The sequence below is a fragment of the Streptomyces sp. NPDC005408 genome (genome assembly GCF_040606445.1).
GTDB lineage: Bacteria > Actinomycetota > Actinomycetes > Streptomycetales > Streptomycetaceae > Streptomyces.
Window position 1 is genome coordinate 39338 of sequence record NZ_JBEXEX010000045.1, and the last position, 23229, is coordinate 62566.

20 protein-coding genes and 1 pseudogene are annotated in these 23229 nt (G+C 68.9%); 10 read left to right on the forward strand and 11 right to left on the reverse strand.

The genetic code is table 11. The features are described from left to right. The first annotated feature begins 54 nt into the window (after positions 1 to 54). The gene (locus ABZS64_RS30455) at positions 55 to 1008 is read left to right on the forward strand and encodes a MerR family transcriptional regulator (protein ID WP_355836678.1); all 954 of its coding nucleotides are present in this window, start codon (positions 55 to 57) and stop codon (positions 1006 to 1008) included. Positions 1009 to 1132: 124 nt separating this feature from the next. Further along, on the forward strand, positions 1133 to 1690 hold the full coding sequence (locus ABZS64_RS30460; protein WP_355836681.1) for an RNA 2'-phosphotransferase: 558 nt from the start codon (positions 1133 to 1135) through the stop codon (positions 1688 to 1690). A 15-nt stretch (positions 1691 to 1705) separates the two neighbouring features. Here the strand turns inward: ABZS64_RS30460 and ABZS64_RS30465 are convergent, their stop codons facing one another. Continuing rightward, positions 1706 to 2605, reverse strand: a complete 900-nt coding sequence (locus ABZS64_RS30465) for an LLM class flavin-dependent oxidoreductase (protein WP_355836684.1) — start codon at positions 2603 to 2605, stop codon at positions 1706 to 1708. 184 nt (positions 2606 to 2789) lie between these two features. Between ABZS64_RS30465 and ABZS64_RS30470 the strand changes: the two genes are divergently transcribed. Continuing rightward, a complete protein-coding gene (locus tag ABZS64_RS30470) occupies positions 2790 to 3671 on the forward strand; it encodes a Cof-type HAD-IIB family hydrolase (RefSeq protein WP_355836687.1) in 882 nt (293 codons plus the stop codon). Between the two features lie 76 nt (positions 3672 to 3747). Here the strand turns inward: ABZS64_RS30470 and ABZS64_RS30475 are convergent. From ABZS64_RS30475 to ABZS64_RS30490, 4 genes and pseudogenes are all read right to left on the reverse strand, one after another. Beyond that, a pseudogene (locus ABZS64_RS30475) lies at positions 3748 to 4958 on the reverse strand (GAF domain-containing protein). 20 nt (positions 4959 to 4978) lie between these two features. Further along, on the reverse strand, positions 4979 to 8539 hold the full coding sequence (gene cydD / locus ABZS64_RS30480; protein ID WP_355836691.1) for a thiol reductant ABC exporter subunit CydD: 3561 nt from the start codon (positions 8537 to 8539) through the stop codon (positions 4979 to 4981). A 15-nt stretch (positions 8540 to 8554) separates the two neighbouring features. Then, on the reverse strand, positions 8555 to 9556 hold the full coding sequence (gene cydB, locus ABZS64_RS30485) for a cytochrome d ubiquinol oxidase subunit II (protein WP_355836694.1): 1002 nt from the start codon (positions 9554 to 9556) through the stop codon (positions 8555 to 8557). Positions 9557 to 9578: 22 nt separating this feature from the next. Further along, complete coding sequence (locus ABZS64_RS30490; RefSeq protein ID WP_355836697.1) at positions 9579 to 11087, reverse strand: cytochrome ubiquinol oxidase subunit I; 1509 nt, start codon at positions 11085 to 11087, stop codon at positions 9579 to 9581. Between the two features lie 187 nt (positions 11088 to 11274). Between ABZS64_RS30490 and ABZS64_RS30495 the strand changes: the two genes are divergently transcribed. Continuing rightward, entirely contained in the window at positions 11275 to 11652 is a 378-nt protein-coding gene (locus ABZS64_RS30495; RefSeq protein WP_355836702.1) for a cyclophilin-like fold protein, read from the forward strand. An 11-nt stretch (positions 11653 to 11663) separates the two neighbouring features. Here ABZS64_RS30495 and hisC read toward each other — a convergent pair whose 3' ends face one another. Further along, positions 11664 to 12743 (reverse strand): histidinol-phosphate transaminase, encoded by a 1080-nt coding sequence (gene hisC / locus ABZS64_RS30500; protein WP_355836705.1) that lies wholly within the window; start codon positions 12741 to 12743, stop codon positions 11664 to 11666. Positions 12744 to 13115: 372 nt separating this feature from the next. Between hisC and ABZS64_RS30505 the strand changes: the two genes are divergently transcribed. From ABZS64_RS30505 to ABZS64_RS30515, 3 genes are all read left to right on the forward strand, one after another. Next, positions 13116 to 14228, forward strand: coding sequence for a LacI family DNA-binding transcriptional regulator (locus tag ABZS64_RS30505; RefSeq protein ID WP_355836708.1), 1113 nt, complete (start codon positions 13116 to 13118; stop codon positions 14226 to 14228). Between the two features lie 174 nt (positions 14229 to 14402). Continuing rightward, positions 14403 to 15515: a metallophosphoesterase gene (locus ABZS64_RS30510; RefSeq protein WP_355836711.1), complete on the forward strand. Its 1113-nt coding sequence runs from the start codon at positions 14403 to 14405 to the stop codon at positions 15513 to 15515. 153 nt (positions 15516 to 15668) lie between these two features. Beyond that, on the forward strand, positions 15669 to 16490 hold the full coding sequence (locus ABZS64_RS30515; RefSeq protein WP_355836714.1) for a hypothetical protein: 822 nt from the start codon (positions 15669 to 15671) through the stop codon (positions 16488 to 16490). Between the two features lie 25 nt (positions 16491 to 16515). Here ABZS64_RS30515 and ABZS64_RS30520 read toward each other — a convergent pair whose 3' ends face one another. Further along, a complete protein-coding gene (locus ABZS64_RS30520) occupies positions 16516 to 16644 on the reverse strand; it encodes a hypothetical protein (RefSeq protein WP_355836747.1) in 129 nt (42 codons plus the stop codon). Positions 16645 to 16720: 76 nt separating this feature from the next. On the opposite strand from ABZS64_RS30520, the gene ABZS64_RS30525 reads away from it, so the two are divergent. Beyond that, on the forward strand, positions 16721 to 18289 hold the full coding sequence (locus ABZS64_RS30525) for a recombinase family protein (RefSeq protein ID WP_355836717.1): 1569 nt from the start codon (positions 16721 to 16723) through the stop codon (positions 18287 to 18289). A gap of 141 nt (positions 18290 to 18430) precedes the next feature. On the opposite strand, the gene ABZS64_RS30530 is transcribed toward ABZS64_RS30525, so the two are convergent. The 4 genes from ABZS64_RS30530 to ABZS64_RS30545 form a co-directional block, all read right to left on the reverse strand. After that, the gene (locus tag ABZS64_RS30530) at positions 18431 to 19795 is read right to left on the reverse strand and encodes a replication initiator (RefSeq protein ID WP_355836745.1); all 1365 of its coding nucleotides are present in this window, start codon (positions 19793 to 19795) and stop codon (positions 18431 to 18433) included. A 296-nt stretch (positions 19796 to 20091) separates the two neighbouring features. Beyond that, on the reverse strand, positions 20092 to 20289 hold the full coding sequence (locus tag ABZS64_RS30535; protein ID WP_355836720.1) for a hypothetical protein: 198 nt from the start codon (positions 20287 to 20289) through the stop codon (positions 20092 to 20094). Beyond that, positions 20286 to 21587 (reverse strand): FtsK/SpoIIIE domain-containing protein, encoded by a 1302-nt coding sequence (locus ABZS64_RS30540; RefSeq protein ID WP_355836723.1) that lies wholly within the window; start codon positions 21585 to 21587, stop codon positions 20286 to 20288. The genes ABZS64_RS30535 and ABZS64_RS30540 overlap by 4 nt, the downstream gene beginning before the upstream one ends. Continuing rightward, the gene (locus tag ABZS64_RS30545) at positions 21587 to 21934 is read right to left on the reverse strand and encodes a hypothetical protein (RefSeq protein ID WP_355836726.1); all 348 of its coding nucleotides are present in this window, start codon (positions 21932 to 21934) and stop codon (positions 21587 to 21589) included. Before ABZS64_RS30545 ends, ABZS64_RS30540 begins: the two co-directional genes overlap by 1 nt. A gap of 164 nt (positions 21935 to 22098) precedes the next feature. Here ABZS64_RS30545 and ABZS64_RS30550 point away from each other — a divergent pair, with 164 nt between their 5' ends. Together ABZS64_RS30550 and ABZS64_RS30555 are read left to right on the forward strand one after the other, a co-directional pair. Continuing rightward, the gene (locus ABZS64_RS30550) at positions 22099 to 22875 is read left to right on the forward strand and encodes a GntR family transcriptional regulator (RefSeq protein ID WP_355836729.1); all 777 of its coding nucleotides are present in this window, start codon (positions 22099 to 22101) and stop codon (positions 22873 to 22875) included. A gap of 33 nt (positions 22876 to 22908) precedes the next feature. Next, the gene (locus ABZS64_RS30555) at positions 22909 to 23184 is read left to right on the forward strand and encodes a hypothetical protein (protein WP_355836732.1); all 276 of its coding nucleotides are present in this window, start codon (positions 22909 to 22911) and stop codon (positions 23182 to 23184) included. Positions 23185 to 23229 lie beyond the last annotated feature (45 nt).

Here is a 23229-nt window from a genome sequence, read left to right on the forward strand (position 1 = left end):
CATCGACCGTCGATCTGTCACGACCGTCATCGATCTGTCCTCAAGGGGGCGGGCTTGTCCGAGCAGTCAGTGGCCCAGTCAGTGGCCGAGTACCGGATCGAGGATCTGGCGCACCACAGCGGCGCCACCGTCCGTACGATCCGCGCCTACCAAGACCGTGGACTGCTGCCGAAGCCGGAGCGCCGCGGCCGGGCCAATGTGTACGGCTCCTCCCATCTCGCCCGGCTCCGGCAGATCGCCGACCTGCTCGACCGCGGCTACACCCTGGCCTCGATCAAGGAGCTGCTCGAGGCCTGGGACGCCGGGCGGGGGCTCGGCGGGGTGCTGGGCCTGGTCGCGGAGGTGCAGGGTCCGTGGACCGACGAGGAGGCGGCCCGGATCACCCGCGCCGAACTGGATGCGAAGTTCGGCGGAAAGCCGGACGAGGCGGCCGTCGCGGAAGCGGTGGAGCTCGGGGTGCTGGAGCGCGTCCCGGGACGGGACGACGAATTCCTCGTGCCGAGCCCCCAAGAGCTCGCGGTGGCAGCCGAGTTGTACGCGGCCGGGGTACCGCTGTCCGCAATCTCTGGTCATCTGCGGGAACTTCGCGGGCAGGTCGAGCACATAGCCTCCCGCTTCCTGGAGTTCACCACCGAGCATGTCTTCGCCCGCTATCTGGGCCATCGTCCGCCGACGGACGCGGATGCGGCCGAGGCGGCGTCTATGGTGCGGCGGCTGCGGCCGCTCGCTCAGCAGACGGTCGACGCCGAACTGGCCCGGGCCATGCGGACGTTCGCCACGCGTCATCTTCAGCACCATCTGCGTGCGGAGGGTCCGTCTCCGGCGGACATGGAGCCCCGTTCGGTGACGTTGCCGCCGGAGACAATACGGGCGGTGCACGGCCTGGTTGGGCAGGAGCACGCGGCGGCGTTCATCGCGGCGGCGACCGAACGGGAGGTACAGGCCAGGACATTGGACACTCTTGCCTCAAATGGCCGTCATTCCCGGCAATTTGATCAAGAGCCCTAAAACGGCGTGCCGTTGTCCACAGAAACGCCAATTCCCTTGTGGATAACTACAGTTGGCTGTGGATCAAACCTGTAGAGCAATTTTTTCAGTGGCGTCGAACGGGGACGAGAGGCACGCTGACGGGATGAACGAAAGACCCGACGAGAGACGCACCGTCAAGGTGTCGAAGTACCTCTCGAAGCATCTCCGGCACCAGCCGGAACGGATCGGCATCACCCTCGACGAGAACGGCTGGGTGGCGGTCGACGAGCTGATGCGCGCCGCGGCAGCGCACGGCTTCCGGTTCACCCGCGCCGAGCTGGACCATGTCGTCGCCGTCAACGACAAGCAGCGCTTCACGATCGACGGCCCGCGCATCCGCGCCAACCAGGGCCACACCGTCAAGGTCGACCTGGATCTCCCCCTGGCCGAGCCGCCCGCGTATCTCTACCACGGCACTGTCGCCCGCAGCCTGGACGCGATCCGCGCCGAAGGCCTGCGCCCCATGAAGCGCCACCATGTCCATCTCTCGCCCGACCGGGAGACCGCGACCCGCGTCGGCGCCCGCCGCGGCCGCCCCGTCGTCCTGTCCGTGGACGCCGGAGCGATGCACCGGGCGGGCCACCTCTTCCACGTCAGCGCGAACGGCGTCTGGCTGACCGACGCCGTACCACCGGAGTTTCTGCGCTTCCCCGGCGCCTGAGCGCATCCGCCGGCCTCAGCGGGCGAGCTGCGCCAGGCCCTCCGTGGCGATCTGCTCGAAGACCGCCTGGTCGGCGGCGAAGTCCGAGTCGGGGATCGGTGCGTGGATCACGATCTCCGTGAAGCCGAGCTCGAAGTGCTTGCCCGCGAAGTCCACAAAGGCGTCGAGGGACTCCAGCACCCTGCCCGGTTCCGGGGTGAAGCCGGTGAGCAGGATCTTGTCCAGCTCGGCCACGTCCCGGCCCATGTCCGCGCACGCCTTGCCGAGCTTGTCGATCTGCCCGCGGATCGCCTCGACGGACTGCTCGGGCGTACCCGTCTCGAAGAGCTTCGGGTCACCCGTGGTCACCCACGCCTGCCCGTGCTTCGCAGTGAGCTTCAGCCCGCGCGGCCCGGTGGCGGCGACCGCGAAGGGCAGCCGCGGCCGCTGTACACAGCCGGGGATGTTGCGGGCCTCGACGGCCGAGTAGAAGGTCCCCTCGTACGTCACGGAGTCCTCGGTGAGCAGCCGGTCGAGCAGCGGGACGAACTCACCGAAGCGGTCGGCCCGTTCGCGCGGCGTCCAGGCCTCCTGGCCCAGCACGGTGGCGTCGAAGCCCATGCCGCCCGCGCCGATGCCGAGCGTGATCCGGCCGCCGGAGATGTCGTCGAGCGAGATCAGTTCCTTGGCGAGGGTCACCGGGTGCCGGAAGTTCGGCGAGGTGACCAGGGTGCCCAGACGCAGCCGCTCGGTGGCGGCGGCCGCCGCGGTCAGCGTCGGAACCGCGCCGTACCAGGGGCCGTCGCGGAAGGTGCGCCACGACAGATGGTCGTAGGTGTACGCGGTGTGGAAACCGAGCTGCTCGGCTCGGGTCCATTCGTCGCGGCCACCGTCGTGCCAAGGACGGACAGGGAGGATCACGGTACTCAAACGCATGCCTCGAGGTTACGTGTCCCCGGAGGGGCCCGTGCACACGCGGCAGAGGAGCCCGGGCGCACTCGTCGGAGCGGCCGGTGCGAACTCACCGCAAGCGGCCCGTGCGCACTCACCGGAGTCGCTCGTGCACTCAAATGTGCACCCTCTCGCACGCCCGTGCGCCGTGGTACGGGAGAATGGATCTGTGACCTCAGCTACCGATCCCCGCGCCCTGCCCGCCGCCCCCCGGCTGATCGCCACCGATCTCGACGGCACTCTGCTGCGTGACGACAAGTCCGTCTCGGACCGCACGATCGCCGCCCTCGCCGCCGCCGAGAAGGCCGGGATCGAGGTCTTCTTCGTCACCGGCCGCCCGGCCCGCTGGATGGATGTCGTCAGCGACCATGTCCACGGCCACGGTCTGGCGATCTGCGCCAATGGCGCCGCCGTCGTGGATCTGCACGCCGGCGGGAAGGTGATCGAGGTCCGCCCGCTGGAGCGGGAGACGGCCCTCGATGTCGTACGCACGCTGCGCGACGCCGCACCCGGCACGTCCTTCGCGGTCGAGACGACCACCGGCATCCACTACGAGCCGGACTATCCGCCGTTCCATCTCGATCCGGGCGCGACCGTCGCGGTCGCCGAGAAGCTGCTCCGTGAGGAGGAGCCCGGCTCGGGCGCCCCGGTGATCAAGCTGCTCGCGCACCACCCCGAGCTGACGCCCGACGGCTTCCTCACCCTGGCCCGTACGGCCGCCGGCGAGCTCGCGTCCTTCACCCGCTCCAGCCCGACCGCGCTGCTGGAGATCAGCGGCCTGGGCGTGAGCAAGGCCAGCACGCTGGCGCTCTGCTGCGCCGAGCGCGGGATCTCCGCCGACGAGGTCGTCGCCTTCGGGGACATGCCGAACGATGTGGACATGCTGACCTGGGCGGGAACCTCGTACGCGATGGGCAACGCTCACCCGGACGTGATCGCCGCGGCGTCCGGGCGCACCGTCGCCAACAACGAGGACGGCGTCGCGGTCGTCATCGAGCAGATCCTCGCCCGGCGCGCGGAGTCCAGCGAGGGCGGCCGCCGACGCAGCTAGAGCCGGGTCCCGGCCGCGGGAGCCGCCATAGCCGGGTCCCGGCGGCCGCGTGTAGGGGTCCCGGCGGCCGGGTGGACTAGAGCGGGGCCTCCCACGTCACCGTCGTACCCCCTCCGCCCTCCCCGACCCCCGGGCCGCAGTCGCTCGATCCGCCCAGCGACTCAGCCCGCTGCGGCGGCCGCCGTCCGGGATGCCCACCCCGTCGTCCGCGACCGACAGCCGCACCGCGTCGGAGCCGTCCGGGAGTGTCGCGTTGGCGTCGACGACCACCTCGATACGGGAGGCATCGGCCTCGCTGAACTGGCGTGCTCCGCGTGCCCGCGGGGTGGCGAGCGCCCCCAGCACCCGCCCGCCACTGTGCAGCGGCAGCATCATGCTCGGCCCGTACTGGCCGGCCAGTCTGGTGATCATGCGCGGGTCACTGGCGGCGTCCGCGACGAACACCGACTCGCCGGACAGCAGCTTCGCGACCACCGGACTCTCGGCCGGAATGACCACGCCCAGCGAACTCGCGGGCCGGTCGGAGGAGACGGCGACAATCTCCAGGCCGCCCCCGTCGGCGGGCAGCAGCACGATTCCGGCGGCGGAGTCGGCGAGATGGCGGGCCTGTTCGGCGACGACGGTCAGGGCATCGTCGGCGTCGCCGCCGGCGAGCAGGGCGGTGGTGACGGCCACCGAGCCGTCGATCCAGCGCTCGCGCTGGCGTGCTGCTTCGTACAGGCGGGCGTTGCCGACGGCGATCCCGGCCTCGGTGGCGAGGACGCGCACCATGTGGAGGTCGTAGTCGTTGAACTCGCCCCCGCCGTTCTTCTCGGTCAGATAGAGAGTGCCGAAGATCTCGCCCTGGACGCGGATGGGGACGCCGAGGAAAGTCCGCATCGGGGGATGGCCCGGAGGGAATCCGGTCGAGCGCGGATCGGATGTCAGATCGGCGAGCCGGACCGGCACGGGGTGGTGGATCAGCGCGCCGAGCAGGCCCCGGTGCCCGTCGGGCCTGTGACCGATCCGCCGCGCCACGTCCTCGCCGACGCCGTACGTCACGAAGTCCGAGAGCGCTTTGCCCTCCTCGTCGATGACGCCGATGGCGGCATAGCGCGCGTCGGCGAGCTCGGCTGCGGTCTCGCAGATCCGGTCGAGGGTCGAGTGCAGCTCAAGGCCGGTACCGATGGAGCGCATGGCCTCCAGCAGCTGCGGCACCCGCGCGGTGAGCTCGGTGGACAGGCCCTGAAGGCTGCGGGTCGCCTGTGTCGCGGCTGCGAGCGGGTCCTTCGGTTCGGACGCTGTCATGCCCCCGAGATTAGTAAGTCCTATTTCGCGAGGAAAGTCTGGTACGCGGTGCTGCCGGACCGGATGGAGAGCAGGTCCGCGGCCCGCTCACGCTCCAGCATCGCCCGCAGGGGACCCTCGGCCGCCGCGAGCTCGGCGTACGAACCGCGCTGCACTGTCCGTCCCTCCTTGAGGACGACGATCTCGTCGACGGCATCAAGACCCTGCAGCCGGTGAGTGATGAGCAGCGTCGTCCGCCCTTCGGTCGCCGTCAGCAGATCCGCCGTCAGCGCATCCGCCGTCGCCAGGTCGAGATGCTCGGCGGGCTCGTCGAGTACGAGCACGGGGAAGTCGGCCAGGAGCGCACGCGCCAGGGCCAGCCGCTGCCGCTGACCGCCGGAGAGCTGAGCGCCGTGCTCGCCGACGAGCGTGTCGAGGCCGTGGGGCAGCGCGTCGACCCACTCCAACAGCCGTGCCCTGCCCAGCGCCTGCCGGAGTTCGTCCTCCGTCGCCCGTGTACGCGCGAGCCTGAGGTTCTCCCGTACGGAAGAGTCGAAGAGGTGGGCGTCCTGCGAACACAGCCCGACGAACCGCCGGACCGCGTCCCCGTCGAGCCCGGCCGCCTCCACGCCGCCGATCGTGTACGTCCCCTCCCTGGCATCCAGGAAGCGGAGCAGCACCTGCGCGAGGGTGGTCTTCCCCGAGCCCGACGTGCCGACGACGGCGATGCGCTTCCCGGCGGTCAGCGTGAGGTCGAAGCCGTCGAGCGCGTCCCGCTCCTGCCCGGCGTACCGGGCGCTCAATCCGCGCACTTCGAGCGGGAACGCCGTCGCGGGCGCAGTGGCCGCCTGCTCCGGCTCGTGGACTGGAAGGGGCGCGTCCAGGACCTCGTACACCCGCTCGGCACTTCGCTTGACCCGCTGCCGGTACTGCACGGCCAGGGGCAGTCCGGTGACCGCCTCGAACGCGGCGAGGGGAGTGAGCACCACAACCGCCAGGGACACCCCGTCGAGCCGTCCGTCCCGCACTGCCTGCACTCCGACGAACGCGGCACAGACGACGGTCAGCCCGCAGGCCAGGGCGGAGAGTCCACCGCCGAGCGCGGTGGCCGCGGCGCCCCGGGATGCGATCCGCGTCAGCCGCCGGTCGGCCTCCCGCGTCTTCTCGATCCGGCCTTTCAGGGCACCGGCGACGGTCAATTCGGCTGTCCCGCCGAGGAGATCGACGACCCGGGTGGCCAATGAGCCGCGCGCGGGGGCGAGTTGCCGCTCGGCCCGCCGGGCGAAGGTCCCGCTGATCAGCGGTACGGCAACACCGGCGAGGAGCAGCCCGGCGGCGAGCACCGCCCCGGCCTCGGGCAGCAGCCATGCGATGAAGCCGACGGATCCCGCACCCACGACGACGGCCACGCCCGCGGGCAGCAGCCAGCGCAGCCAGTAGTCCTGCAGCGCGTCCACATCGGCGACGAGCCGTGACAGCAGATCCCCGCGCCGGGTCCGCCGCAGCCCGGCGGGTGCGATGCGCTCCAGCCTGCGGTACACGGCGACCCTCAGCTCGGCGAGCATCCGCAACACGGCGTCGTGCGACACGAGCCGCTCGGCGTACCGGAAGACGGCCCGCCCGATACCGAAGGCGCGGGTCGCCGTCACGGCGACCATCAGATAGAGCACGGGCGGCTGCTCCGAGGCCCGCGAAATGAGCCACCCGGACACGCCCATGAGCCCTACGGCGGACCCCAGCGCGAGACTCCCCAGCAGCAGCGCAAGCCCGAACCGCCCCCGCAACTCCCCGGCCATCCCCCGCACCCACGCGAGACCCCCCGCACCGTCTGCCGACGTCGACGGGCGCGGCACCAGGGAGGGGTCCGGGGAACCCCCGGGTTCCCCTTCCTCCTTCAGGGGTGCGCGTGCGGGAACGACCCCCGCGCCGTCCGGCGAAGCGAACGGGCGCGGCACCCCGGAGGGTTCCGGGGAAGCCCCCACCTCCACCACCCGGTCCGCCACCGCCAGCAGCGCCGGCCTGTGTACCACCAGCAGCACCGTCCGGCCCGCCGACAGCCGGCGTACCGCGTCGACGATGCCCGCCTCGGTCTCGCCGTCCAGCGCCGCCGTCGGCTCGTCGAGCAGCAGCAGCGGCCGGTCCGCGAGGAACGCCCGGGCCAGCGCGAGCCGTTGCCGCTGACCGGCCGAGAGCCCGGTCCCGTCCTCACCGAGCGGTGTGTCCACGCCCTGGGGGAGTCCCGCCACAAAGTCGTACGCCCCCGCCTCCCGCAGTGCCTGCGACACTGCCGCGTCATCGGCGTCCGGCCGCGCCAGCCGTACGTTCTCCGCGATCGTCCCCGCGAAGAGATACGGCCGCTGCGGCACCCAGGCGATCCGCTCCCGCCACCGCTCCAGGTCCAGGGAGGACAGGTCCACGCCCCCGACCCGCACCCGCCCCTCGGCGGGCTCCACGAACCCGAGCAGCACATTCAGCAGCGTCGACTTCCCGACTCCGCTCGGCCCGACCAGTGCGACCGTTTCCTCGGGTTCGACCGCCAGCGAAGCGCTGTCCAACGACGCCTCGCTGCGCCCCGCATGGCGGACGGTCACCCCGTCCAGCTCCAGCCGCAGGCTGCCCGGAGTCTCCCCCGCACCGCCTGCCCGCGGCTCCGTCTCCAGTACCTGGAAGATCTCCTCCGCGGCCGAAAGCCCTTCAGCCGCCGCGTGGTACTGCGCGCCCACCTGCCGGATCGGCAGATACGCCTCGGGCGCGAGGATCAGGATCACCAGACCCGTGTACAGATCCAGTTCCCCGTGCACGAGCCGCATCCCGATACCGACGGCCACCAGCGCCACCGAGAGCGTCGAGAGCAGCTCCAGCGCGAAGGACGAGAGGAAGGCGATCCGCAGCGTCCGCAGCGTGGCCCGCCGGTACTCCGCGGTGATGGAACGAATGGACTCGGCCTGCGCCTTCGCCCGCCCGAAGACCTTCAGGGTGGGCAGACCGGCGACGACATCCAGAAAGTGCCCCGAGAGCCGGGACAGCAGCCGCCACTGGCGGTCCATCCTGGCCTGGGTGGCCCAGCCGATGAGCACCATGAACAGCGGAATCAGTGGCAGAGTCACCACGATGACCGCCGCCGAGACCCAGTCCTCGGTCACAATCCGCGCCAGTACCGCCACCGGCACGACGACCGCGAGCCCCAACTGCGGCAGATAGCGCGAGAAGTAGTCGTCGAGTGCGTCGACACCGCGGGTGGCGAGCGCGACCAGCGACCCGGTGCGCTGCCCGCTCAACCAGCCCGGCCCCAGCTCCGCGGCCCGGTCCAGCAGCTGCCCCCGTAGCTCCGACTTGACCGCCGCACTCGCCCGGTGCGCGGCCAGTTCCGTGAGCCAGGAAACGGCCGCCCGGCCGATGGCGACCACTGCCAGCAGCGCGAGCGGCGTCCCAAGACCGGAGGTGGAGAGCCCCTTCTGGAACGCCCCCACCACCACCTCGGCGATCAGCATCGCCTGGGCGACGACCAGCGCCGCCCCGACAAGTCCGAGCAGCACCACCGCGATCAGAAAGCGGCGGGTGGACCGGGCGTACCGGAGCAGACGCGGGTCGATCGGTTTCACGTGAAACATCCCCCACTAATGGGCGTCGACGATGTGCTGCGTACCGATCCGCTTGCGGAAGACCCAGTACGTCCAGCCCTGATAGAGCAGCACCAGCGGTGTGGCGATACCGGCGCACCAGGTCATGATCTTCAAGGTGTACGGGCTCGACGAGGCATTGGTGACCGTAAGGCTCCACTCCTCATTGAGCGAGGACGGCATGACGTTCGGAAAGAGCGTCAGGAACAGCATCGCGACCGCGGCCGTGATCGCCACACCGGACAGCGCGAACGACCAGCCTTCGCGCCCGGCCTTGATCGCCACAATCGCCCCGACGAGAGCCACGACCGCGACAACCATCGCGACCAGGCTCTTGCCGTCGCCGTGCGAGGCCTGGGTCCAGATCAGGAATCCGAGCGCCAGCGCGGCCGTGAGCAGCCCCAGCTTCAGGGCCAGAGCCCGGGCCCGGGCCCGGATGTCGCCCACCGTCTTCAGCGCGGTGAACACCGCACCGTGGAAGGTGAACAGCGTCAGCGTGACAAGCCCGCCCAGAATCGCGTACGGGTTGAGCAGATCGAAGAAGTTGCCGACGTACTCCTTCTGTCCGTCGATCTTCACGCCGCGCACGATGTTGCCGAAGGCGACGCCCCACAGCAGGGCAGGCAGCAGCGAGGTCCAGAAGATCGCATGCTCCCAGTTGGTCTGCCACCGTTCCTCGTCGCGCTTGTGCCGGTACTCGAAGGCGACTCCGCGCACGATCAGACAGACCAGGATGAGCAGCAGCGGCAGGTAGAAGCCGGAGAAGAGCGTGGCGTACCAATCGGGGAAGGCGGCGAAGGTCGCGCCGCCGGCGGTCAGCAGCCACACCTCGTTGCCGTCCCAGACGGGCCCGATGGTGTTGATCAGGACTCGCCGCTCGGTCCGGTCCCGGGCCAGCAGCTTGGTGAGGACGCCGACCCCGAAGTCGAACCCCTCCAGGAAGAAGTAGCCGATCCACAGGACGGCGATGAGTACGAACCAGACGTCGTGAAGTTCCATGCCTCAGCAGCTCCTCAGCGCTTCAGTACGAGAAGGCCATCGGCCGGTCGGCGTCACGGTCGTCGCCGCCGATCTTGGTGGGCGGGTTGAGGTCGGCCTCGGTGAGCTCGGGTGGTCCGGCCTTGACGTACTTCACGAGCAGCTTGACCTCGACGACGGCGAGCACCGCGTAGAGCAGGGTGAAGACGAGCATCGAGGTGAGCACCTCGCCCTGCGAGACACCGGGGGAGACCGCGTCACGGGTGCGCAGGACGCCGTACACGACCCAGGGCTGCCGCCCCATCTCCGTGAAGATCCACCCCCAGGAGTTGGCGATCAGCGGGAAGGCCATCGTCCACAGGGCGATGATCCAGTACCACTTGGTCAGCTTGGGGCTCAGCGCCTTGCTCTTGAACAGCACCAGATTCGGCACTTCGTCCTCGCTCGTCCGCAGGCTCTGCGGGAGCATGAACTTCTTGCGGGTGAGCCAGAGCCCGATCAGGCCGATGGTGAGGGACGCCATGCCGAAGCCGATCATCCAGCGGAAGCCCCAGTAGGCGACGGGGATATTGGGCCGGTAGTCGCCGGGCCCGAACTTCTGCTGCTCGGACTTGTTGACGTCGTTGATGCCGGGGACGAACGAGGTGAAGTCGTCGTTGGCCAGGAAGGACAGCAGTCCCGGGATCTCTATGGCGACCTTGTTGTGGCCCTTTTCGACGTCGCCGTACGCGAAGACCGAGAAGGGCGCGGGAGCCTCCCCGTCCCACAGCGCCTCGGCAGCGGCCATCTTCATCGGCTGCTGCTTGAACATGACCTTCCCGAGCAGATCGCCGCTCAGGGCGGTGAGCAGTCCGGCGACGACGATGGTGACCAGCCCGAGCCGCAGCGAGGTCCGCATCACCGGGATGTGCTTCTTGCGCGCCAGGTGGAAGGCGGCGATGCCGACCATGAACGCGCCGCCGACGAGGAAGGCCGCCGTGATGGTGTGGAAGAACTGGGCGAGCGCGGTGTTCTGGGTGAGTACGTGCCAGAAGTCGGTGAGCTCGGCCCGCCCGCGCTCCTTGTTGATGCGGTAGCCGACGGGGTGCTGCATCCAGGAGTTGGCGGCCAGGATGAAGTACGCGGAGAGGATGGTGCCGATCGACACCATCCAGATGCAGGCCAGATGGATCTTCTTCGGCAGCTTGTCCCAGCCGAAGATCCACAGCCCGATGAAGGTGGACTCGAAGAAGAACGCGATCAGCGCCTCGAAGGCGAGCGGGGCGCCGAAGATGTCACCGACGAAGCGCGAGTAGTCGGACCAGTTCATGCCGAACTGGAACTCCTGGACGATACCCGTGACGACGCCCATGGCGATGTTGATCAGGAAGAGCTTGCCCCAGAACTTCGTGGCCTTGAGGTACTTCCCGTTCTCCGTCCGGACCCAGGCCGTCTGCAGGCCGGCGGTGAGCGCGGCGAGCGAGATCGTCAGGGGGACGAAGAGGAAGTGGTAGACGGTGGTGATGCCGAACTGCCATCGCGCCAAAGTCTCCGGCGCCAGAGCTAGGTCCACGTCGTCTTCTCCTTACGTCGCCGTGGTGACATCGGCAGCTTGCCCATCCAACCCCACCGATCTCGGGATGATCAGGACACGCTTGTGAACGCGTTCACATTCACAAGCAATTATGGCCCATGCGAAATCCGCACCCGCACGGGGGTACCCCTTCCCAAGAACTTCAACATCTTGTTGAATCCGGCGCATGCAGATACGCATCTCGTGGCCCGCCGGACAACTGACCGCCACCCTCGAAGAAACCCCCACGAGCAAGGCGCTCGCGGGGGCTCTGCCGCTTACCTCCACCGCCCAGACCTGGGGCGACGAGGTCTACTTCGACACCACCGTCTCCCCCGCCCTGGAGGCGGACGCACGGCAGGTGGTCGAGCCGGGCACGGTCGCGTTCTGGACCGAGGGCAACGCGCTCGCGCTGCCCTACGGCCCCACCCCGATCTCGCGCGGCGACGAATGCCGCCTCGCGAGCCCGTGCAACGTCCTCGGCCGGATCGACGGCGACCCCCGCCTGCTGGCGACGGTCCGCTCCGGCGACCCGGTCCGCGTCGAAAGGGTCGACGCGCTCTAGGTTCTGGACGGCTAGAGCTCCTTGCGGAACGCCTCGGTGGTGTGCAGGAAGAGGTCGTTGGCCTCGTCCTCCCCGATGGTCACCCGCACGCCCTCGCCCGCGAAGGGCCTGACCACGACGCCGGCCTTCTCGCACGCCGCCGCGAAGTCCAGCGTGCGGTCGCCGAGCCGCAGCCAGACGAAGTTCGCCTGGGTCTCGGGCACGGTCCAGCCCTGCCGGACCAGGCTGTCGTAGACCCGGGCGCGCTCGCAGACCAGCGAACCGACGCGGCCGAGCAGCTCGTCCTCGGCGCGCAGCGAGGCGACCGCCGCGTCCTGCGCCAGCTGCGAGACACCGAAGGGCACCGCCGTCTTGCGCAGCGCCGCGGCCACCGGCTCATGGGCGATCGCGAAGCCGACCCGCAGCCCCGCCAGGCCGTACGCCTTGGAGAAGGTGCGCAGCACCGCCACATTCGGGCGGTTGCGGTAGATCTCGATGCCGTCCGGGACCTGGGTGTCGCGGATGAACTCGCGGTACGCCTCGTCCAGCACCACCAGGACGTCCGACGGAACCCGGTCGAGGAACCGCTCCAGCTCGGCCCTGCGCACCACTGTGCCGGTCGGGTTGTTGGGGTTGCAGACGAAGATCAGCCGGGTCCTGTCGGTGATCGCGTCGGCCATCGCATCCAGATCGTGCACGTCACCGGCGGTCAGCGGCACCGGGACCGACGTCGCTCCGCTGATCTGGGTAATGATCGGGTACGCCTCGAACGACCGCCAGGCATAGATGACCTCGTCACCCGGGCCCGAGGTGGACTGCAGCAAGGACTGCGCAACGCCGACCGAGCCGGTGCCGGTGGCCAGATGCGTCACCGGCACCCCGAAGCGGTTCGCCAGCTCGTTCATCAGGCCGGTGCAGGCCATGTCCGGGTAGCGGTTGAAACCGTGCGCCGCGGCGATCGCGCTCTCCATCACGCCGGGCAGCGGCGGATAGGGGTTCTCGTTGGACGACAGCTTGTACGCGACCGGGCCGCCGGCAGCCGCGGGCTTGCCCGGCTTGTAGGTGGGGATGCCGTCCAGCTCAGCGCGCAGCTTGGGGCTCGTCTCGCTCACCGCAGGTCCTCCTTTATGCCTTCTCGTACCTTCTCGCACCTTCGCAGGTTCGAATACTGCTCACCTTATGAGGATTCCCGGCCGCTGCGAATGGCAGTGGCCGGGAAAGGGGGGGAGCGCCCCTCTCCGAGGCGCGCGCCGGTAGCTCACTCCGTGGCGCGCATCACCCGTAGTGGTGAGTTGAGACCTCTTCGAAACATCGACCATTCGCCAGGCCTGCGCGGCTGGACGCCCGAGACGCAGTGGGCGTAACGTCCAACTCCCTTGACTTCAAAGGCAGTTGAGCTTGAATGATCATGCAAAAACGTGCCTGTCAACGAGTGAATATGCGACCGGCTCAACCGCCCACGCGAGCCCTACTATCGGCTCGCCATGACAGCAGCAGGGAAGCACCAGGTGAGCCGGACGGAGACATCCCGCCGGGGCAGCCGGCAAAGTCGGGCGGGCATCCGAGACGTGGCCGCCGCAGCCGGTGTCTCCATCACGACTGTCTCAGACGCACTCAACGGCAAGGGCCGGCTCCCGGACGCCACCCGCCGACATGTCCGCGAAGTTGCCGACCGGCTGGGCTACCGCCCATCCGCAGCGGCCCGAACCCTCCGTACCGGAAAATCAGGCTTGATCGGCCTGACGGTGACGACGTACGGGGATGAACCTTTCACCTTCACCGAGTTCGCATACTTCGCCGAAATGGCGAGAGCCGCGACCTCAGCCGCGCTCGCCCGCGGCTACGCCCTTGTCATCCTCCCCGCAACCTCACGCCATGACGTCTGGTCGAACGTCGCCCTCGACGGCACCGTCGTCATCGACCCCTCCGACCATGACCCGGTCGTCACCGAACTCGTCCGCCAGGGCCTGCCCGTCGTCTCCGACGGCCGGCCGGCCGGCACGCTTCCGGTCACCGCCTGGGTCGACAACGACCACGAAGCCGCCGTACTCGATCTGCTCGACCATCTCGCCGCAGCCGGCGCCCGCCGGATCGGCCTGCTCACCGGAACCACCACCGACACCTACACACGCCTGTCCACCACCGCATATCTGAACTGGTGCGAGCGCGTGGGCCAGGACCCGGTCTACGAGTCCTACCCCGCCCACGACCCGTGCGCCGGCGCAGTCGCCGCCGACCGGCTGCTCGCCCGCCCGGACAGGCCCGACGCGGTCTACGGGCTCTTCGACCCCAACGGCACAGATCTGCTGGCCGCCGCACGGCGTTACGGCCTGCGCGTCCCCGACGATCTGCTGCTCGTCTGCTGCAGCGAGTCGACCGTGTACGCCACCACCGAACCGCCCATCACCACGCTCTCGCTCAAACCGCGCAGGATCGGCACAGCGGTCGTCCAGCTCCTCATCGACGCCATCGAAGGCATCAACGAAGACCGGCCGGTGGAGCAGGTGATACCGACCGAACTGATCGTGAGGACCTCCTCGCAGCGCCGCCCTCCGCGAACGACTGTGAGCGCCCCGCGATCGCCTTCACCGGACTAGACCTTCCTAATCAGGACGAATCAACCGGCGAACCAGGGGTGCTGATGGATTCACCACCCCTGGTGCGTCACACAGCGCGGAGCTCATTCCTATGATGGGCGCACGACACCGCGGACCACCCCGACCAGGCTGGGCCGAGAGGTGAACGGCGGCGCGACGGTGGTGGAGGGGTCGATGACTCAGGGGGCCGGTCAAGGACCCGTGGTGCGGACGGCGACATTGCGCGATTTCCGTGTGCCGCCCTATGCGCAGGTGCCCGTGCAGTCGCAGGTTCCGCCTCAGGAACAGGTGCCTTCGCAGACTCGGCCCTCCCCGGAGTCCACCCATCCCGGCAACGCGGTCCCTGAGGGCGAGGGGCCGGACGGCTACACGCCCACCGCGCGCGACCTCCCCGTGATCAGCGCCGGCGGTCCCGGCGACACCGTCCAGGTGCAGGTCTCGCCCGACGAGGCGCCCGCGCCCGAAGGCCCCGGCCCGCTCTATGTCGTCGGCGACGTGCACGGCTATCTCGACGAACTGGTCGCGGCCCTCACCGAACAGGGCCTCATCGACGCCGAAGGCCACTGGGCCGCGGGCCATGCCCGCCTCTGGTTCCTCGGCGACTTCACCGACCGCGGCCCGGACGGCATCGGCGTCATCGATCTCGTCATGCGGCTCTCCGCCGAGGCCGCGGCGGCCGGCGGCTACTGCAAGGCCCTGATGGGCAACCACGAACTGCTGCTGCTCGGCGCCAAGCGGTTCGGCGACACCCCCGTCAACTCCGGCGCAGGCACCGCCACCTTCCAGGCAGCCTGGCTGCTCAACGGCGGTCAGAAGTCCGACATGGACCGGCTCCAGGAGGTCCATCTGCAGTGGATGGCGCGGCTCGACGCGATGGAGCTGGAGGACGACCATCTGCTGATGCACTCCGACACGACCGCGTATCTCGAGTACGGCGACTCGATCGAGGCGGTCAATGACACCGTCCGCGAGACGCTCACCCGCAATGACGCCGACGAGTGCTGGGACCTGTTCCGCAAGTTCACCAAGCGCTTCGCCTTCCGTGACGAAACGGGACCGCAGGCCGCACGCGAACTGCTCTCCGCCTACGGCGGCAACCGCGTCGTACACGGCCACAGCCCCATTCCGTATCTGCTCGGCGAGGTGGGCACCGAGGACGGTGAGGACGGAGCACGTCCGGTTGTCGACGGCCCGCATGTGTACGCGGACGGGCTCGCGATCGCCATGGACGGTGGCGTGACCATGGCCGGAAAGCTGCTTGTCGTCCAACTCCCTCTGTCCACCTGAGCCGAGCCCGGCACGCGATTTACGGAAACCCCCTGTCACCCCGTGCCGTAACCGCTCTACCATCGGCTTATCCGTAGCAGGCTCTCCTCCGTTTCTGCCCAACTGCCCGTCGATGCGGGCATTCAGGCCCTACGGAGCATCGGGGGATGCAACATGAACAGCGCTCCGCACCTGCTGACCGAGGACCGCGCCGAGTACGAGCGCATCCTCGACGACGCGCTGCGCAATGCCCATGACCGTCCGGATCTCGCTGCCGTGGGGCAGCGCCTGAACGCCGAACAGCTGCGCACGATGGCCCTGAACGCGGCGGCACTGATCACCACCGCCGCCGCTGCCGAGTACGAGCACTACACCAAGGTCCGCGAGGAGATGCGTTCCCCCGCAGCCGCCGCATCCGTGCAGAACTCCGTACTGGCCCCCGCCGTGGGCGAGGCCGCCGAGAGCGGCGCCGGGTTCGGCGCCGTCATAGCGGTGCTGGCCCCGGTGCTCGCGGGGACGGCCGCGGTGATCTTCCTGCTGGTCGGTTACATCCTGAAGATGCTCAGCCCCCAGCCCTCCTTCGCGGAGACCCTGGTCTCGGCGGGCTGGTTCTTCGGAGCCCTGACGGCGGCCGCCATACTCGTCGCCGCGATAGGACTGCTGCTGACCGCCCTGCGCAACGGCGCGACACAGGTCCAGGCCGAGGAGTCGACGGGCGAACTGCCCGACGAGGTGTCCCGGGCCAAAGAGGCCTGGCGGCACGCCGTGCTGGAGCGCGGCCTGCTTCCCTTCCTGCGAGCAGCGCTGGCCGACCCCAGCGCCGACCCGACCTCCGCGGACCCGCCGCGCCATGTGAGCCGAATCCCGAAGGTCGGCTACAGCGGCCCGGACTACTCCAGCCCGAGCGAGGGCTCGACAGCGGGCCAGCGGCCCACCTTCACCAGCCCGGACTTCACGAGCCCGGACTTCGGCGGCCCCGAGCACCAGCCGGAGTGATCCCCCGGCCGGTGCTCGCGGGGCGTCACTCCGCGATCGGCAGATAGACGCGGTTGCCCGCGGCGGCGAACTCCTTGGACTTCTCCGCCATGCCCTCCTCGATCTCCTGCTTCGAGCCGCCGTGCCGGCGCCGGATGTCCTGCGAGATCTTCATGCTGTAGAGCATTACTGAAAGCCACACATGCGCTACGGTCGTTCCACAGCCCGTTCTACGGACCGAGGGGGACACCGTGGGCAAGCGCGAAGAGGTCGTCAGCAAGCTGCGAGGCGTGCCCGAGGGACTGCCGTCCGTCGAGGGAGTACGCGCGATGGTGGCCGCCGACCCCAATCTCAAGTGCGTTGTCTGCTATGCGCGGATCTCGTTCGACGGCCGGGTGAAGGACGCCCACGGCATCGAGGACCAGCACCGCGACATGACCAACGACGCCGAAAGGTTCGGGTGGCTGGTCGTCTACCGCTACACGGACAACGACAAGAGCGCCAGCAAGGAGAGCGTCGTACGCGACGACTTCGAGCAGCTGCTCAACGATCTTGCGGCGGGGACAACTCCGGAGGGCTATCCGATCCACGGCGTCATGGCGGCGAACGATGACCGCCTTTACCGGCGTCCGAGCGACTGGGAGCGGTACCTGAAGGCGTTCACCGCTCAGGAGGGGCGCGTCTACCACGACTCGAACGGTGTGCAGGATCTGTACGCGGAGGGGTTCGAGATCAAGGGACTTGTGGGCGTTGCCATGTCTCTCAGCGAGACACGGAAGAAGCAGCGGCGCAGCCGGAACAGTCACCGTAGCCGTGCGATCCGTGGAAAGGCTGTTGCCGCGTGGCGCCCCTTCGGGTGGGAGGACGACCGGGTCACGTTGCGCCCGGAGGAGGCAGAGGCGATCCGTAAGGCCGTGCATGACGTGATCGCCGGAGCCTCCATTTCGGAGATCACCCGTCAGTGGAAGGAGGCCGAGTTCATGACGAGTCGTGGCAACCCCTTCCAGTACCAGACCGTCAAGCAGGTCCTCATGAATGCGCGGCTGTGTGGATACCGCGAGATCAAGGGTGAGCTTGTCCGCGATGGCGATGACCAGCCAATCGTGGGCGAGTGGGAGTCGATCGTCACTCCTAAGCAGTGGTTCGCGGTCACGGCCAAGATCAGGGAGCGCGGGCGCGGAACCGGCATGCCCCGCGGAGGGTTGGTCCACAAGTACCTACTCACAGGGATTCTCCGCTGCGGCAACGTGCGGGAGGACGGCACCACCTGCAACAACAAGATGATCGGGATCAAGGCGAACGACTGGCTCAAGTACCAGCACGCCTACATGTGCAAGAAGACTGTGGACGGCGGCTGCAACAGGACGTACAAGCGCGGAGACAAGACAGACGACGTCATCCAGAAGCTGGTCATCGCGAAGCTGGAGAAGGACGCCGCGAGCAAGGCCCAGGACGTGCCTGACTGGGACAAGGCCGAGGCACTGGAGCGAGCGGTCAAGAGCCGCAATGAGCTGGAGCGTCGTTGGCACGACGACGATGACACTGACATCGACGATGAGACGTTCTTCCGTAACCTCCCGGTCCTGGAGCGGCGGATCAAGGAGCTACGTGCGGACGAGGCCAAGCACGAAGCCTTGAAGGCCGAGGCGGAAGAGGCTCAAGAGGACATCGCGAGGTCGTGGAAGTCGAAGACGCTCACGCAGAAGCGCGATGCGATCAAGAAGGTCCTGAGTGCTGTGGTCGCCGTGCCGGGCGGGAAGGGCAACAAGACCTTTGATCCTGAACTCCTCAAGCCTGTCTGGCGGACTTCCGGCGAGTGAGCTGAAGCCCCAGGATCTCCTCTACGCTCCGCAACTGCTCATCGGAGAGTGGGGGAGCTTCGCGGAGGTGTCGCTCAATCCATGCGCTGACGGCCGCAGCTTCCTCGCGATCTATATCGGTGCGATCAGTTCTGGGGCGGCTCAGACGGCATCACCGCCCACGGGCCGAGTCTCCTCGCGCGCGATCTCCCGACTCATGGCGAGGTCGTCGGCGATGCCCGAAGCGATAAGGGCGGCGCCGGGAGTATGGCCGGAGCCGACGTAGCGCCAGTTGGCATCCGTGACCGTGCCACGTACGGCATCCTGCCCGGCGTGCTCCGCTCGGTCGGCGCGCAGCGCCGCGTACGTCGTCGAGTAGGCGCGCGACTTGGTCAGGATGTGGCCCCGGTAGCCGAGGGTGTGCGCCCACGCCCGTAGGTGCAGCGGCGCGTACTCGGGCAGGCCGCCGAGGCGCCAACAGGTCCGCATGAGCGCGCGCACGTGGTCGGTCAACGGTGCCGCGTCGATGTCGTCCCAGGTGGGGAGCCGATGGTCGGTGCCGGCGCCTGTCTCACCCGCTCCCTTGGTGACGTACTTCGCGACGTACGCGGCCACAGCTTCGTCATCCGGGCCAGGGCCGTCGGCGGCACGCAGGGGACGAGCGTCGACCTGAACACCCCAGCGGAGGGCAAGTTCACCAACGGCGAGGCTGTAGACGGTGTGGACCACGACTCGATGTGCGGACGTTCGCACGGCGTCGGCCAGCCGATCCGCGGTGCCCCATGCCGGGGGTTCGTCGTCCGGTCCGGCCGGACCGTCGAGGCGTACGACCGCGTGCACGTGGACGGCGGCGCGCTTTTGGTACTCGGCGACGCGGGCGAAGGACAGCCGCGCGTGGTCCGGGAAGCGGGATTGTGTCAGTCCGACCGCGGAGGCGAGGTGGCGCCGGACGCCGATGACGAAGCGGTCCCAGAGCTTGCCCGCGTGCCCATGCCACAGCGCGTGGGCCGGGTAGTCGTAGCAGTCGGCGCACAGTGGTTGGCCGACAAGGGAGTCGGCTGCGTCATGGACGGCGCCGCAACCGATCGGACGACCATGCTCGCAGTCGCCGCCGCCGCGACGCGGTCGGCAACGATCACCGGTGCGGTGCACGGGCCCGAACGACGGGGCGGTGAGGGTGACGAAGAGCCGGGGCCGGTGGCGAACTGTCGCGGGGACGTTCTTGCCGCCGAGGAGTCCCGCGCGGACGAGGTGGAAGGTGTCTCCGGCGTGAAGGCGAGAGCACGGGGCGCAGACGGTCGCGCGTCTGTTGCGGCAGCGGACGGAGAGCCGTTCGGCGGGCTCATCACGGGTGTCGTAGTGGTGCAGGATCTCGCCGGTCGTCGCGTCCCGCGTGGTCGACGAGCCTGAGAGGTGGACCGGGTGGGCGCATCCTCCGGTGGCGGCGATCTGCTCCAACCATCGGGCGAACTTGGGGTCTTGGGCGAGTCGTATCGCGTCGCGGTCTGCTTCGGAGAGCTGACGCAGGCGCGCCGCGCGGTCGAGGGCGGCGCGCCTGTCAGTCGGGGTGAACTCGGGTGTGATGGTGGGGACCTTCCGGGGTGGGCCGCCGAGGCGGCACGGTTGGTGGTTGGTGGCGCGCTGTCGGTCATGGGTCGCTCCTTACGTGGGTGGTCGGTAGTGCCGATCTCAGGTCAGCGGATGGTTCCGGTGCCCCGGCAGACGCGGCAGCGGCGGCGCCGTCCGGTCCAGGTCGTTCGGGCTCCTTCGCCCTTGCAGTGGGTGCACCTCACGCGACTCATGGGCATGTCTGTCCTTCCTGCTCAGGTGTGGGAGAAGCCGCTGATGACCCAGGTCACGAGGCCGTGGACGGTGAAGACCACGGGCGTCTGGCCCAGGTAGACCCCGAAGAGGCCGACGCAGACCGCTTCCCAGGCGCGTACGTCGCGGGAGCGGACGAGGAGGACGGTGATGATCCCGAAGATCACCGAGAACGTGAACGCCGTACCTTCGCTGATCACTTGTCGTCTCCTTCCAGCGCCGCAAGTGCGCGGTCTATGGCGGGCAGTTGCGGGGTCATGGCCGAGTGCCGCCGGGCCATCGCCATTGCTTCCTCGGTCGTCGTCAGGTGCGACCGGGCGCGGCTCCACCCGCCGTCCGGGGCGGTGCAGACGGCCACGCCCTGTTCCTCAGCAGTGATCGACTGGGCGACCGCCACGGCGTCCTTGTTGAGGTCGCCGAGGGTCATTTCCGCCGTGCCGGGGTCGTTGACCCGATGGCAGACACGGCCACCGAGTTGGGCCCGCAGTGCGGTGACTCCGGGCCCGAGATCCGAGCCGACGCGTTGCCCGGCGACCACCAGGTGCATGCCGAGCGCGGCCCCGAGCTGGGCCAGGCGCAGGAGGAGCGTGGAACACTGCTCCGCCTCGGCCTTGCTCTCACGCCTCCCATCGGAGAGGTACAGCTCCGCCAGCTCGTCGACGATCACGACGACGGGGACGGGCCGCAGCTTGTCGGGCAGCTCCCAGATCGAGCGGACGCCCGCCGCACGGCAGGCGCGCATTCGGTCCTGCATGTCGACGACGAGCGCGGCGAGCACCGCGACCGCCTCCCGCCTGCACGTCGTGAGCACGCTCAGCCGGTCAGCGAACAAGCCGAGTTCCATCCCGCCCTTGCAGTCGATACCGATCAGGGCGACGCTCTGCGGAGCGAGTTGGGTGATCAGCCGGGCAAGCAACGTGGACTTGCCCGAGCGTGTGGCCCCGGCGATAAGCCAGTGAGGCACCATCCGTAAATCCATCACCCATGCCCCGCCGCTCTCCAGTGCGCCGATGAGCGCGGACAGCAGCGCGGCGGGAGCTGTCGCCAAGCCGGGCCGTTCCAGCGGATCACTGGCCGTCGCGGTCAGGAGCACGAGGCCGCGTTCCGGCGAGGTGACCCGTACGGCGTGGACCTTCCACGCATGCACGAGGGCATCGGCCGCCTTCATGTACGTCGCCGGGGTCTGCCCCGCATGCAGCCGCACGACCACGGTCAGGCCCATGCGGGTAGCACGCGGGAAGGAGATACGCGGAGCCACCGGCCGCAGCGGATCCCCCTTGACCACCACGTCCCCGAGCAGCCCGCGCGGCGGACGACGGGACACCGCCAGGTCGTTGAGCATCGCGACCCTGCGCCAGGTGAACAGCACCCGCCACACGGTCAGCGGATAGCCGGTGACGTACCAGTGCCAGGCGGGACGATGCCGCCGCAGCAGGTCAGCGACGACGAACATCCAGGCGAGCGCTGCGAGCGTGAGGGCGAGCAGGATGGCACCCATCACGCACCACCGGCCTTGCCCTGAGCCGGGGCGCCCGGCACCGGGGTGACCGCATCGGCCCGAAAGCTGATGCCGTGCCGGTCACCCATCGACCAGGCGAACGCCACCAGGCCCGTCACCTTGATGATCTGGCCTTCCTCAATGCCCTTCGGCTCACCGGACACGGCGATCTCGATCACGGATATACGCCGCCGGTCCTGCCGCACCGTGACGGCCACCGTGTAGATCGTGTTGCCGTCGCGGTCCTTCTTCACCTCCTGCGTCTCGGAGTTGCTGATCTTCGCTTCGGGCGCGATGGCGCACCGCAGTACGCCCAGTCGCGCCGTGTCCACAGGAATGGACTGCATTGCTTTGGCCTCCTTGGCCAATCAGGACGACACTCTTAATGTGACGTCACTTGTTATGACGAGTGATAACTATGTGACTCTGTACGGCGAGGGGTCAACTGCTTATGCTGACGAGTGATGTCGCGCGTGCGACGTGCCTACGACCTCAACCCGAAGGTGCCGAGATGACGGAGATCCAGCGCCCCGGCGCGCTCTACCAGCAAGTTGCCGCCGCGATCCGGGAAGCGATCCTGTCGGGCGAGTTCGAGCCCGGCGCCCCACTCCCCTCCGAGGCCCAGCTCATCGAGCGCTACCAGGTCTCCCGCCCGACCGTCCGCAACGCCGTCGCCGCACTGCGAGCCGAAGGCTTGATCGAGGTCCACCACGGCAAGGGCAGCTTCGTACGATCCGATGGCCAGCCCGCCGTCACGATCGAGCGCCGCGTCAGCCACACCCGCGACGGGAAGTTCGTCATGCCCAGCGGGTCCGTCTGGAACGAGGTCGAAGAACCGACCCCGTATCGCTCCCGCACCACAAAGGGCACGGGGCAGCTGCTCAGTCTCGGAGAGGAAGAAGCCCTCTTCACGTGCGACCGGCTGCTCACTGACGCGGCCAGCGGCACGCGCGCCATGCACCGCACGCTGATCCCGTTCGAGGTCGCCCGGGGAACCACGCTGGCCGAGGCACCGAACACACCCCCGGCGTCCGCGTACGAGATCCTGACGCAAGCCGGACACAAGCTGTGGTGGTCCGAGACGGTCCGCGCCCGCATGCCGTTGCCGGACGAACGGGCCGCCCTCCAACTCCCCGACGCGACGCCGGTCCTCCACCTCTCCCGCGTGACGCACGGCACCGACGACCACCCGTTGATCCTCGAAGAGCTCCGCGTCGGCGCGGACCGTGCCGAACTCGCCTACCGGATCACCGCCGACAAGGAGCCCGCACGGCGCACCCGCGCCTGAGCGGCCGCGGGACCCATAGGGCATGCTCACGCCATGAGCGCGTTCAGTAGTGATCTGGAGCTGGATATCCAGGACGTTACGGGAAACGGCGTGGAAGTGGACGTAGCTACCAACACGCTGACCGGCACGGTCCGGTTGTCGGTGCTCTGGACCCAAGAGATCTTCCTGTCGGCTGACGATGCCGAGCAGGTCGCTCAATCGCTTCTGCGCGCCGCAGAACGCGTCCGCCGCCACGGGCCGCAACTGACCCGAGGACCGTATGTCGAGTCTCAGTTGATGGTTGACGGGTTGGCGTCGGGTGATGCTTGACGTCTTCCCTAGACGATCTTCCGGCGATTGTGTTCGCCGGACTTG

Coding starts and splice junctions, on each gene's coding strand:
- cydB (WP_355836694.1), bottom strand. CDS start 9,556: ATGGAACTTCACGACGTCTGGTTCGTACTCATCGCCGTCCTGTGGATC.
- ABZS64_RS30550 (WP_355836729.1), top strand. CDS start 22,099: ATGACGGAGATCCAGCGCCCCGGCGCGCTCTACCAGCAAGTTGCCGCC.
- ABZS64_RS30510 (WP_355836711.1), top strand. CDS start 14,403: ATGACTCAGGGGGCCGGTCAAGGACCCGTGGTGCGGACGGCGACATTG.
- ABZS64_RS30555 (WP_355836732.1), top strand. CDS start 22,909: ATGAGCGCGTTCAGTAGTGATCTGGAGCTGGATATCCAGGACGTTACG.
- ABZS64_RS30540 (WP_355836723.1), bottom strand. CDS start 21,587: ATGGGTGCCATCCTGCTCGCCCTCACGCTCGCAGCGCTCGCCTGGATG.
- ABZS64_RS30465 (WP_355836684.1), bottom strand. CDS start 2,605: ATGCGTTTGAGTACCGTGATCCTCCCTGTCCGTCCTTGGCACGACGGT.
- ABZS64_RS30495 (WP_355836702.1), top strand. CDS start 11,275: ATGCAGATACGCATCTCGTGGCCCGCCGGACAACTGACCGCCACCCTC.
- ABZS64_RS30505 (WP_355836708.1), top strand. CDS start 13,116: ATGACAGCAGCAGGGAAGCACCAGGTGAGCCGGACGGAGACATCCCGC.
- ABZS64_RS30460 (WP_355836681.1), top strand. CDS start 1,133: ATGAACGAAAGACCCGACGAGAGACGCACCGTCAAGGTGTCGAAGTAC.
- ABZS64_RS30515 (WP_355836714.1), top strand. CDS start 15,669: ATGAACAGCGCTCCGCACCTGCTGACCGAGGACCGCGCCGAGTACGAG.
- ABZS64_RS30520 (WP_355836747.1), bottom strand. CDS start 16,644: ATGAAGATCTCGCAGGACATCCGGCGCCGGCACGGCGGCTCGAAGCAG.
- ABZS64_RS30545 (WP_355836726.1), bottom strand. CDS start 21,934: ATGCAGTCCATTCCTGTGGACACGGCGCGACTGGGCGTACTGCGGTGC.